Genomic DNA, 12,403 nt, shown 5'->3' with positions numbered 1-12,403 from the left:
AGCGTGGAATCAATGTCCGGATGTTGGCGGAATGGGTGTCCGGATGGTCATGGAATCCGCAGTAGAGTTCACTCGCTCGCTCACATCATCCGTTTTATCGCCGTGCAGGATGACAGTCCTTTGGTGTGGGCGAGCCGCTAGCTTATTTTCAGCCAGCAACGCAGGCATCTAAGGCTTGGCTTGGTCCCATTGACACTCTTTCAACCTGTCTGCGTCAGTTCCGCTCTCTTTTCGCATGTCGATGTTGCCGTCTGCGTCTAGGTAGATGTCGGTGTTGGGCCACTTCGGCGCGATGCTGATGCAATGATTACGCCCTTCTTTTTTGCTCCACCACGAAAACTCCATGAAGAATTCGTCGTCTGGGAAGAGCACCCCATTATCAACCGCACCATATTACCCACACCGGGCTCCGCCCCCTATGCCCCAGATTTCAGCTACGGACGCCATTAAGCAGACGCTCAAGTGCCCCCAGGGCCTGCAACAGCCTGTCTGAACCTGGCTCAGCTTCTGCGATCCAGAATGCTGCTTCGCACAAGGCACCATGGATCAGCATCGCCAATGCTTCGGGATCGGTTTGTACAACCGTCTCTTGCAGCATCAGTTGCTCAAGCATCTTTTGTAGGGAGGCTGCACAGTGCCGATGCGCTTCTGGTGGGGAGCTACCCAGAACAGCGCGCGCATCCCGCAATACGATGCGCTGTATTTCAGGCTCCTGTGCCATTTCCAGGTACATGCGACAGCGGTCTCTGAAAGCCTCCCATGCGTTGTCTGTACTGTCCGAAATCACTTGTAGCCGCGTGTCCATCTCCGCATCAATTTGAGCGACCACAGCCGTGAGTAAACCTTTCTTGTCGCCGAAATGATGGTAAAGCGCCCCCCTCGTCAGGCCAGCCAGCGCTGTCAAATCATCCATGGACGTTTCGGCATAGCCATGTTTACTGAAAACCTGGCGCGCGGTCTTCAGCAACGTGGTACGTGTTTCTTCCATATCAGCGCGTGTACGTCGAACCATGAGATCTCCCAGACCAATAAGGCATTTACATTCACTGCGTATGATTATAGGATTTTAATCATACGCAGTGAATGTATATTCACAGTTCAGCGACGCCCGACAAGCTGAACTCATTCGATAAGGAGTATCGAGCATGGCCAATCCGTACCGAATACTGTTCCAAGCCCCCGGCACCAAGGGATTCTCCCTGGCAGGCCTCCTCGCCCGTCTACCACTCCCCATGACAGGTATCGGCATCATCACCATGCTTTCGCAGTTGCGGGGCAGCTACGCACTGGCAGGCGCGGTTTCTGCCACCTTCGTCCTGACGTATGCATTAATGTCACCGCAGGTTTCACGCATGGTGGATCGATACGGTCAGCGCAGGGTACTACCCTTGTCTGCCGGCATCAGTGTTTTGGGTATTCTTCTACTGCTTGCCTGTACCTACTGGCATACGCCCGATTGGACATTGTTCGTGGCCGCTGTGTTAGCGGGTTTCATGCCGAGCATGTCGGCCATGGTCCGCGCTCGCTGGACTGCGATCTACAGGGGCAAGCCGCACCTGCAAACAGCTTACTCACTCGAAACCGTGCTGGACGAAGTGACGTTTATCGCGGGCCCTCCGATTTCCGTTGGTTTGAGCGTGGCCGCTTCCCCCCAGGCAGGACCGTTAGCGGCAGTTGTACTGCTGGCGATTGGCGCACTTGCTTTGGCAGCACAAGCATCCACCGAACCGCCAGTAGAATCCGCTGAAGAAATGAGCACGCGAACAGCCTCAATCTTTCGCCTGGCGGACGTCCGGCTATTAACATTGCTGATGGTCGCGATGGGCGTCATCGTCGGAACGGTCGATATCGTGAGTGTCGCGTTTGCTGAACAAATGGGCAGTCCGGCGACGGCCAGTATCGTGTTGTCCTGTTACGCCTTCGGCTCGTGCGCCGCGGGCTTGTTGCTCGGTGCGCTAAAACTGAAAACGTCGTTGCACAAACTCTTGCTGTTGGGTGGCCTTGCAACTGCCGCAACGACACTGCCCTTGTTGATGGCTTGCAACATTGCCAGCCTCTCGGGAGCAGTGTTGGTGGCCGGGTTATTCTTTGCGCCCACCATGATTGTGGCGATGTCTTTGGTTGAGCGAATTGTGCCGGAACGACAATTGACCGAAGGCATGACCTGGTTACTGGCAGGTTTGAATGTTGGGGTGGCGATGGGTGCTGCGGCGTCGGGCCAACTGGTGGATATGGAAGGTGCTCGCTATGGATTTAACGTTGCTCTGGCAGCCGGAGCAGCTGTATTGCTGGTAACTATTTGGGGGTATCGACGGATGCGAGAGCACTCGCTTGCGGCATCGTACTCGGTATGAAGCCCTGCTGTGACGCGCCCTGCTCAGAGTAATCTGCAGATAGAGCGAAGAGTCGGCTTTTCCACATAGCCTTTACCACAAGTAGCTTGAACGCTACGCGGAGTTAGAGTCGCTGCATCCTGTGTGACAGGTATTAGCATTTTGGATAACGGCTTTTGGCCGAAAGTGGTCCAGCCATGAACGTCAGCTTAGGGTTGTGGATATGGGCCATTCGTGAACGTGCGCTCTTGCCGGGGAACGGATACCAGTCAGTTGCTCTCATTCGCGGCTTCACAGGACGAAGTGCCCGGAGGACTAATCCAAATCCTGTTTCGCTCGACATTTGGGGTAGGCGCTGCAGCCCCAGAATCGCTCTCCTGCTCTATCGCCTGTCTTACGGATACGAATTTCGAAAGCGCTTCCACAACGTGGGCAAAGGCGTTTCGCGAAAGGGTCGTTTCGCTGTTTCAGGCGTTGTACATGCTCGTAGTGGGTAGTGAGCGTACTGTCCCTCTTCCCGCTCTCCAGCGCCTTCACCATTACACTCACCTGCGCTTCGTTAAACACATGCTGCTGAAAGGACTTGATATAGCGGATGCAGCTGACGCCTTGGGTGACATTGTCCGGCATGACGGTCTTGAAACTGCTGCCGCCGACGAAGGCGATTACAGAATGGATGTGCTCGGGTGGAACGCTGAGCAGCGCTTCTAGCGCCTTCAAGTGTTTGTAATTCTGCCGCAGCGGGTTCTGGAACCTGAAGCGATGCCGGAAAATCTGCTGTGTCCACTGGGCCTGACGCTCACCTCCGAAGATCCAGCCGTGCATGTTTTTGGTCTCCAGCACGAAAATGCCAAAAGGCGACAAGAACACATGATCGATCTGGGTAGTGCCATCGGGCGTATCCAGTGTGACGTTGTGCAACCGGCGGTAGACCTGGCCATCCAACCTATAGTGGGCGAATGTCCGCACCAGCAGCTCACCGAACCAGCCCTTGAACCAGGGCGTCTTGACGATGATGACTAGGACCAACAATGGCAGCAGCCACTTCAGCATGTCGAACAGCGGCTGGAGCATCACAAAAATATTCATCGCTTCCTTTGCGTGGTGAAGGTGTGTCAGTAAGCCGGATGTGGCTACGCCTTCCCTTTTGTTCCTTCCTAGCTTAGGCGAGGTAACTGGTGTCTGCTTTCTACCCTGGCTGTTTAAAACCGTTTTAGAGCAAGTTTGATAGTCAGAACTGGAACGAAAATCGCGCTCCTACGCAAATTTTTGGTCTGCTGATTAACCAAGCGCTGGCAGATTTTACGTAGCGACGCAGACTTCAAAACGGTGCCTGCGCTTTTAAACAACCTGGGCCAAAAGCGGCCTGTCGCGACGGGCAGCAATCGGCCAAGAGCGGTCACTCAATCCCGGCTGAACAAAACCAATGTGTAATCTCAGTCTCACGAGAGCGCACTTGCCCTTCGCATCAATGCGTTTCATACGAACATTCACGCATTCCGCTCATCCTTCTCCACCATCATGCACGGCATCGCGAACCTGAGCGCCGACGCGCGGGTGCCCACGCACGAACGTATTGACTCGTTGCTCGACGACGTCCCAATTCACTCAGCTCACCTTCTCAAGGATGATGCTAATCTCTTTGGAAGCACGTCTGAAGGAGCAGCGAGATGACAGGCAAAAATAAAAAGGAAGCCTATTTTCTTGCGCCGGGAATGATCAGTATCGATTCAATAAATTTTTTTGGCGAGTATGTAAGAAGTCCGTCCAAAGAGTGGATCTTGGCTTGGACAAACCCTCCAGTCGAAGTTGACGGAGCTACTGTTAAGGAGTTCTGCGGAAGATACGTTCTTTACAACTTCAAAAAAGACTACATTGCTTTGCAGGGTGAGTTAGAGCGAGCAGGCGATGGGGCTGCCTCTAATGCTGGAACATTTAGCATTGTAGATAAAAGATTCAGAGATAACAGTTCAGCTTGCCTATACGTTTTCTCAGAGTCCGGTGAGGTTTTATTGGAGAGAAATGTAGCTGCGATATCCGCCTCTAACTATATTTCCGATAACGGTCAATTTGTCATTTGCCACACAAGTGGTAGTAGTTTACCAACGTCTGAATGTAATCTTTTATTGTTCGATATTGACAAGGGAAAAGAAATATTCGCGACTCATGCGCAGACGCGCGCGCCGTATAAAAAAGGTTATGTGTATGAGGAGTCGACAAAAATACTCACTGTCTCTATCGATGGATATGGAAAATTTCGATATAACTCCGATGGTGTTTTTTTAGATAACGAATCCTACCTGCTAGCGCAGTTAGCCTCTGACAAGTTTGATGTAATAATATTTGCAGGTGAACAGATCCTAAAAGAAGGAAATTCTCATCTGACAAGAACAGTGCTGGACAATGTGCTGCGGGCTCGCGCCCTCGTACCAGATAATGATGATGGATGGAGGTCTGCAGCTCTAAAAGTACAGGGGTTAGCATACGAAGCCCTTGGCGAGGTTTCTCAAGCCATTTCAGCCTTCGAAGAAGCGCTTAGGTTGAACCCAAAGGTCGGTGTGAAGCGTAAGCTAGACGATCTAAAGAAAAGACCTTGAACATCTATGGTGAACAACAATCTGTGCGTTAATACAGTACTCATATTTTTATCAGGGCGCGTGACCAAATGTGCTCCTTGGTTAGCCTTCCTTCGTCACCACAATAAGCACAATTTTTCATGTTTCCCGACACCGAAATAATTAATTTGACGACCGATTTCATCGGTGCGCCGCTGTTTGGCACGTCCGCTGAAATTAAGGGTTAGGGTGCATTGGATCAGCAAAGCAATGACCTGAAAAATTGGTAGCCGTGGCGGCCCGCAGCTACCCCGAATAAACCGATACGATATTAGAAAGAGTGACAGTCAGAATTGCCCATGGCGTGCTGCGGCCTATAGCGGCCCATAATTTGCCCTAATTCTGCCCTAAACCTTTTCACCAACGCAGAGCTGGTCCATGGTGAGATCCTCCAATGGCCGCCGGCAGCCTAACGATTGCCAATATGAATACCTTCAAGAGGCCGCTTTCGACCGATTCTGTTGAAAAAGTCGGCTTCGGTTTCCACGGCAGAAAAGTACGCGTCTGAGATTGAAATCCGTATTTTTGCGCAGAAGGTTCAGGGCTCAGATTTGACGTAGCAGCGTGCAAAAATGGCGTTTTCAACGCTCAATGCATGGGTAACCTAGGGGCCTCAGCCTTTCACTGCTCCTGCAGTTAGCCCTGAGACAATGCGCCGCTGGAAGAACAAAACCAACAAAACAATGGGGATCGTCACAATGACCGAAGCGGCCATAATATTGCCCCAAGGCAGTTCATGTGCGCTGCCACCGGTAATCAAAGCAATTGCTACAGGTACTGTGCGTTGCTCGTTGGTCAAGGTGAACGTCAAGGCAAAGAGAAACTCATTCCATGCCGCTACAAAGGCCAATAACCCTGTAGTCACTAAAACCGGCCACATCAGCGGCATCAATACACGGGTAATGATCGTCCAGGGCCCCGCACCGTCCATGATTGCCGCCTCCTCCAGCTCCTTGGGTAAACCTCGGATAAAAGTGGTCAGCACCCAGACAGTAAAAGGAAGTGTGAAAATCAAGTATGAAAGCGTCAGGCCAAGCATGTTGTTGTATAGGCCGAGCAAGCGGATCAGTTCGAACATGCCCGACAGAACAACGACCTGCGGAAACATGGAAACAGCCAGAATAGTCACGAGGATGGTGTTGCGCCCACGGAAACGTATTCGCCCCAACGCATAGGAAGCGGTGACGCTCAGCAACAAAGACACTACAACCACAGAAAGCGATACCAGCAGTGAGTTTAGGATATTAGCCGCGAAGCGTTGCTCACGGAACACTGAAACATAGTTTCCCCAGTGCCAGAACTCAGGAAAGTAGTCGACATTAAATAGCTGCGAAGACGGTTTAAGCGAGGAGATGATCGCGTAGTAAAACGGAAAGACAGAAACGAAAACAATCATCGCCACCAGTAAGTAAAAGGCAAAGGTCCCGAGTGCTTTTTTCATAACAAAACTCCTTAATGCTCATCGTCGAAGCGAACGCGCCCAGCCACGATATATAGAACGGTGCAGAAGGCCACAACCAGAAACAACAGCGTGGACGCGGCGGAACCGTAGCCGACTTCCTGGAAATCCAGAAGCTGCTGGCGTGCGTAAATCGACATAGACATGGTGTCTTTACTATTGGAGGTCAGTACATAAATGAGATCGAACACGCGCAAGGCATCCAGCACGCGGAAAAGCACAGCGACCATGATCGCGGGCCGAACCAGCGGCAATGTGACCCTGAAGAACACCCGCACCGGATGGATACCATCAACCTTCGCGGCTTCATAGCAATCGGAAGGCAGCATCTGCAGTCCGGCCAGAATGAGCAGCGCCATAAAGGGTGTAGTTTTCCAGACATCCACCATCACCACAGCCATCATCGAGAGGTCTGGATCCGCCGTCCAGGCGAACGGATGGTCGATGACGCCCAAGGCCATCAGCGCATGATTCAGAATCCCGAACTGATCGTTCAGCATCCAGCTCCACATTTTCGCTGAGACAATAGTTGGAATAGCCCAGGGGATCAGCACGGCCGCACGCACCCACGCACGCCCTGGAAACTGTGCGTTCAACACCAGAGCAACGATCGTACCCAGTACGACTTCCAGACTGACCGACACAACCGCAAAGCACGCGGTGTTCCATACCGCGCGCCACCAATCGGGGTCCGTAAGCAGGCCCGACCAGTGCCCAGCGTCCACACTTAGATAATTGGCAAAACCAATAAACTGCGCGCTGCTCAAATCCGCTAGGTTGGCATTGGTGAAACCAAACCAGATAGTGCGGGCGAGCGGCCAGCCGGCAATAAGCGCCAGAATCACCAACATCGGGGCCAGAAACAGCCACGCTGACCGCACACGATCGCGGGTTAAAGCGCTGCTACGGGACGCGGGATTCTCTCGCTTTTCGCTATCCGCGATTGGCGATTTCGCCGTGGTGGTTACCATTTCCCACCCCGGCTCATTCTGTTCAGTTTACTAGCCAACTCCTTCAAAACCGCCGCCGCGTCGGTACGACCAGACAGAACGGAGTAAACAGCATTGGAGAACTCGGCACTAAACTGATTGTATCGGACCCCAGTGATCGCAGACGGGCGAGCCGCGGCGCTGCTTAGTGTGTCGTAGAGCGGGTCTACCACCGGGCCAGCTGCCACTCGCACACTTTCATCCTTGTATAACGCGGGGATTGTTGGGGCGTAGGAGCCTATGATGGCACGTCGTTTCTGCTCAGCCGCGCTGGTGAGGTACATCACCAGATCCGCCGCCAAGTCAGGTTCTTTGGAGTATTTGGAAACGGCTAGCTGCCACCCTCCAAGGATCGGCGAATGCCGCCCTTCTTCACCACCTTTTGGGAGTACTGCTACACCGACTTTCTCCTTGACTGGACTGTCAGTATTGTTGACCAACGCCAACGCGTAAGGCCAGTTGCGCATGAACACCGCATCGCCGGACTGGAATACACCGCGGGCTTCTTCCTCGCCATAGTTCAGAACGCCTTGCGGGCTGATACTGCCCACCCACCCCTTGGCTAGCGTCAGAGCGGCTATTGCTTCGGGATTGTCTATCGTCACCTTGCCGGCGGCATCGACGATTGCACCACCGTTGTAGCTCGACACCCATTCCAGGGCATTGCACGTGAGCCCTTCGTAATTGCGGCCCTGCCAGACAAACCCCCACAACTTGTCATGACCGGTAGCACGCTCGGCATCCTGAATCTTCTGAGCCGTGGTGCTCAATTCGTCCCAAGTTTCCGGGACTTTCGCCTTATATTTTTCCAGCAGATCTTTGCGGTAATACAGCACCCCTGCATCGGCAAACCAGGGCATCGCGACCAACCGATTGCCTACAGTGTTGTTTTTGATAATTGAGGCAAAATGCTCTTCAGTCCCACTACCGACCTTTCCCTTCAGATCGATCAGATGCTGCGCCAGTATGCCCGGCCAGACGACGTCGATCTGCAACACATCAATATCCGATGAACCAGCGCTTAATAACTGTTGATATAGCGCCAATCGGCCTGAGTCCGGCGAAGACACTACATTGACTTTGTTACCACTTTGTTGTGCCCAGGCCTCAGCGCCCTGCGTACACATCTCCAAGTCTTTGCCGTTCGCAATGCAAGAGATGGTAACAGTCGCTGCTGAGCAAATACCCGATTGCAGTAGCGACCCCAAGAAAATACTCAACCCGAATCTGGTGCAGTTGCGCATGTTCATATTGCCTCCAGCCTCGCAGACACAATGCGCCTCAAATGGGTAACGTTGCGCCCTGCGAAATCGTTATTGTTGTGTTTTGGCTTTCGCCAAACGCATTCGTGTATTTAATGGAACGCGTGTCCGGGGAGTTGCCCGATTCCAGATGACTTGTCGGAGACCGCCATGACTCGAGTGTTTGCAGCGAGCGCAAACTCGACCGCGGCTACCCTCGGGTAAGCTCTTTGATCAGCGGCGAATAGATGGCTGCCGTGCTTTGGTACGTGGAGTGTGAGCGTGTCACCGATTTGTATAGACGTTGCCACCGGCACACGAGCCGTAAGCAATCCATCACGGGAACCTGGGATGTCAAGGTAGGCAAAGGTCTCGTCACCAAGATGCTCCAACACTTCCACCCTGCCGCTCAAACTCTGATCAAGGGTTGCCGAATGGGCAACTACCAAGTGCTCTGGACGAATGCCGAGGATCACCTCGTCACCCGGCTTGGCGCCTCCCGCCTCCACAGCCACCGTCACGCGACTTCCACCAGGCAGCAAGACAGTTGCCTCATGGGAATTAATGCAAACAATCCTGCAATCGACGAAATTCATCTTGGGTGAACCAATGAATCCGGCGACAAACAGATTTTTCGGATGATTGTAAAGCTCCAATGGTGCCCCGATCTGTTCCACATTACCCTTGTTAAGCACCACAATCTTATCCGCCAGGGTCATGGCTTCGACCTGATCATGGGTCACGTACACCATGGTTGCCTTGAGGTCTTTGTGTAGTTTGGCGATTTCGATTCGCATTTGTACCCGTAAAGAGGCGTCTAGATTGGATAGCGGTTCGTCGAACAGAAACACCTTTGGTTGTCTGACAATCGCCCTGCCAATGGCAACCCGCTGTCGCTGACCACCCGATAGTTGTTTGGGCTTACGATCGAGCAAATGATCGAGTTGCAGAATGCTCGCTGCTCGCAGGACACTGTCCTTGATTTCCTTTCGGTCTTTGCCAGCCAGTTTCAACCCAAAGGCCATGTTGTCGTACACACTCATGTGCGGGTACAACGCGTAAGACTGAAACACCATAGCGACACCACGCTTGGCCGGAGGCAAGGTGTTGGCCAGTACGTCGCCGATCAGCAACTCGCCGTCGGTGATGTCCTCCAGACCCGCAATCATCCGCAATAACGTTGATTTCCCACACCCGGAAGGACCGACGAAGACACAGAACTCGCCGTCTTCGATATCCATATCCACACTCTTGATGATCTGGTGGGTATCGTAAGTCTTACCTACATTACGCAACTGAACTCTTGCCATTTTTCCTCCTGGACATCCGCGCGAACGATTCGAGCGGCCTGCCTCGCGCCAAGCGCACAATTAATGGTTGAACGCTTGTTCGATTCGCGGGCAGCAGCTCGTAGAGCGTTTTATACGTCGTTGGGAGGAACCCCTCGAAGGGCTACGTGGATACGGGCGAACTTCGCGCTGGGTGCAGACGTCTTTGCTTAGAGGAAAAGTAGACGCCCTCCAAAAAATCAATCTATCGCGGTGAAACCCAAGAGCGACGAACGGATTCAATCCGCCTTTTATTTGATAGGCCAGGCAAGCGTGACTTCCGAATGACGGTTTCACACTGACCTTCCGATGGCCAACTGTACTGATCATAGATGTCTCCCACTTTCTTTTTGTTATTGTTTGCGCTCAAGCACTTGCAGCCTAGCCCAAAGCGCTTTGGATTGGCTATAGCAACGGCGCCCAGACACAGCTAGTGAACACCGAAAAATACCGGGCGACACTCCCTGCTCTGTCGAGCAGGGAGTTGATCACTCATCTCAGCCATGCCGCAGCATTGGCGGGTAAGACATAGGGTTGATTGATCGGTTCGCTGGAGATCAGCAGCTGACCCTCAGGAAGTGCAGTGGCCATGCCTGTCAGATTGATCACGATGCGGATCGGGCCATTGTCAAACAACAGTACCCCTTGGGCCGAAGGCAACCAGGTCAGAGAACCGCTACCCAACCCATACGCACGGCGCAGCTGTAGCAATTGGCGATAGAGCTCCAGCGTTGATTGCGGGTTGCCTTGTTGTACATCTGCACTGTATTGGGCGAATGACTCCGGTTGAGGCAACCAGGACTCCCCTGCTGTGCTGAATCCATAAGACGCTTCTCCCGAAACCCAGGGAATCGGCACACGACAACCGTCGCGCCCTACTTCCTCCCCATTGGTGCGGTAAAAGCGAGGGTCCTGCCGGTGAGCTGCGTCCAGGGTTGTATGCTCAGGCAAACCCAGCTCTTCACCCTGATAGATGTAAGCCGATCCCGGTAATGCATGCGTCAGAAGCGCCGCAGCACGAGCACGACGTAATCCCAATGCTTCATCCGGCTGCTCTCTGGATGCATCAATACCCCTGGGTCGAGTACCAGGGTTGCTCAGGCCATATCGTGATGTATGCCTAACAGTATCGTGGTTGGACATGACCCAAGTCGTCGGCGCCCCAACATGAGCGGCGGCAGCCATAGAGGTATCGATTACCTCTCTCAATGCCCTGGCATCCCAGCGTGTCAGCAGATAATCAAAGTTAAAGGCTTGATGCATTTCATCGCTGCGCACATAACGTGCCAGTCGAGATTGCGGCTGGACCCAGGCTTCGGCGACCAGCATTCGATCACCGGCGAACTCTTTCAGCACCTTGTTCCAGCTGCGATAAATATCATGTACGCCTTCCTGGTCCCACATCGGTCCAACGTTCATGGCGCTTTCTTCCGGGTCTTCACTTTCCCAATCGGGCAGCCCGGGTACTTTTACCAACGAATGTGCCACATCGACACGGAATCCATCGACGCCTCGCTTCAACCAAAAACGCAAGATGTCTTCAAACTCCGCCCGCACTTCGGGGCATTCCCAATTGAGATCCGGTTGGCTACTATCAAACAGATGCAAATACCATTGTGTTTCTCCGGGAATGCGAGACCATGCATCACCGCCGAAAACGCTTTGCCATTTGTTCGGTGGAAACTCGCCGTTCTCACCTTTACCATCACGGAAGATGTAGCGATTACGCTCCGCACTTCCCACTGGGGTCTTCAGAGCTGACTGAAACCAATTGTGGGCGCTGGACGTATGGTTGGGCACCAAGTCGATGATGACCTTGATTCCTTTTTCGTGGGCCTGCTCCAACATCCGGTCGAAATCATCCAGCCGGCCAAATAGCGGATCGACATCGCAGTAATCCGCCACATCGTAGCCAGCATCCATCTGGGGAGAGCGATAGAAGGGAGAGAGCCAAATAGCATCTATCCCTAATGAAGAAAGATAGGGAATTCTCGATGAGATTCCGACCAAGTCACCTATACCGTCGCCATTCGCGTCGGCAAAAGAGCGAGGATATATCTGATAAATAACAGCGCTGCGCCACCACTCCGCACCGACACGGTATTCGGTCATGGGCTCTTCTTTAATATGGATAGACATACTTGCTTCCTCTACCTGCGTCTCGTGTTTAAAGTCAATGAATACGATTTTATTAGCGCACGCTGTGCATCCGATACAGCCCCAAAACACTTACCAATGCAAAACCGTCGTCAAAACAAATAGCGAACTACTCCACGGCCCGACAAAAAACAATTAACCCACGACCAGCACAATCGCCTACCGATGCGCATCAGTTATATTGTTACGTGAGTCGCAAGATGGAAAACACTTCTTAATCACTTGAGCATCACGGTACTGTTTAACGAATACTGCTTTCAGTATTTCAGGTAAAGCACCAG

The 12,403-nt window shown here is 52.7% G+C and carries 9 protein-coding genes; 2 read left to right on the top strand and 7 right to left on the bottom strand.

All coding sequences use genetic code 11. From position 1 onward, the window contains the following. Nucleotides 1–430: 430 nt before the first annotated feature. Complete coding sequence (locus IC37_RS20775) at nucleotides 431–1,012, bottom strand: TetR/AcrR family transcriptional regulator (protein WP_030131220.1); 582 nt, start codon at nucleotides 1,010–1,012, stop codon at nucleotides 431–433. A gap of 133 nt (nucleotides 1,013–1,145) precedes the next feature. On the opposite strand from IC37_RS20775, the gene IC37_RS20770 reads away from it, so the two are divergent. Continuing rightward, entirely contained in the window at nucleotides 1,146–2,354 is a 1,209-nt protein-coding gene (locus tag IC37_RS20770) for an MFS transporter (RefSeq protein WP_030131221.1), read from the top strand. 294 nt (nucleotides 2,355–2,648) lie between these two features. Here IC37_RS20770 and IC37_RS20765 read toward each other — a convergent pair whose 3' ends face one another. Continuing rightward, nucleotides 2,649–3,422 (bottom strand): nuclease-related domain-containing protein, encoded by a 774-nt coding sequence (locus IC37_RS20765; protein WP_030131222.1) that lies wholly within the window; start codon nucleotides 3,420–3,422, stop codon nucleotides 2,649–2,651. Nucleotides 3,423–4,003: 581 nt separating this feature from the next. Here IC37_RS20765 and IC37_RS20760 point away from each other — a divergent pair. Continuing rightward, entirely contained in the window at nucleotides 4,004–4,930 is a 927-nt protein-coding gene (locus IC37_RS20760; RefSeq protein WP_051414851.1) for a tetratricopeptide repeat protein, read from the top strand. Between the two features lie 631 nt (nucleotides 4,931–5,561). Here the strand turns inward: IC37_RS20760 and IC37_RS20755 are convergent. From IC37_RS20755 to IC37_RS20735, 5 genes are all read right to left on the bottom strand, one after another. Further along, a complete protein-coding gene (locus IC37_RS20755; protein ID WP_030131224.1) occupies nucleotides 5,562–6,389 on the bottom strand; it encodes a carbohydrate ABC transporter permease in 828 nt (275 codons plus the stop codon). An 11-nt stretch (nucleotides 6,390–6,400) separates the two neighbouring features. Further along, on the bottom strand, nucleotides 6,401–7,378 hold the full coding sequence (locus IC37_RS20750; protein WP_051414852.1) for a carbohydrate ABC transporter permease: 978 nt from the start codon (nucleotides 7,376–7,378) through the stop codon (nucleotides 6,401–6,403). Further along, complete coding sequence (locus tag IC37_RS20745) at nucleotides 7,372–8,646, bottom strand: ABC transporter substrate-binding protein (protein ID WP_030131226.1); 1,275 nt, start codon at nucleotides 8,644–8,646, stop codon at nucleotides 7,372–7,374. The genes IC37_RS20750 and IC37_RS20745 overlap by 7 nt, the downstream gene beginning before the upstream one ends. A gap of 104 nt (nucleotides 8,647–8,750) precedes the next feature. After that, a complete protein-coding gene (locus IC37_RS20740) occupies nucleotides 8,751–9,947 on the bottom strand; it encodes an ABC transporter ATP-binding protein (protein WP_081729377.1) in 1,197 nt (398 codons plus the stop codon). A gap of 510 nt (nucleotides 9,948–10,457) precedes the next feature. Beyond that, nucleotides 10,458–12,104, bottom strand: coding sequence for an alpha-amylase family glycosyl hydrolase (locus IC37_RS20735; RefSeq protein ID WP_081729378.1), 1,647 nt, complete (start codon nucleotides 12,102–12,104; stop codon nucleotides 10,458–10,460). Between the last annotated feature and the right edge of the window lie 299 nt (nucleotides 12,105–12,403).

It is taken from the genome of Pseudomonas sp. QTF5 (assembly GCF_000512695.2).
In the GTDB taxonomy this organism is placed as follows: domain Bacteria; phylum Pseudomonadota; class Gammaproteobacteria; order Pseudomonadales; family Pseudomonadaceae; genus Aquipseudomonas.
Note: the sequence above shows the minus strand (reverse complement) of the source record. Positions and strands in the feature narration are given on the sequence as shown.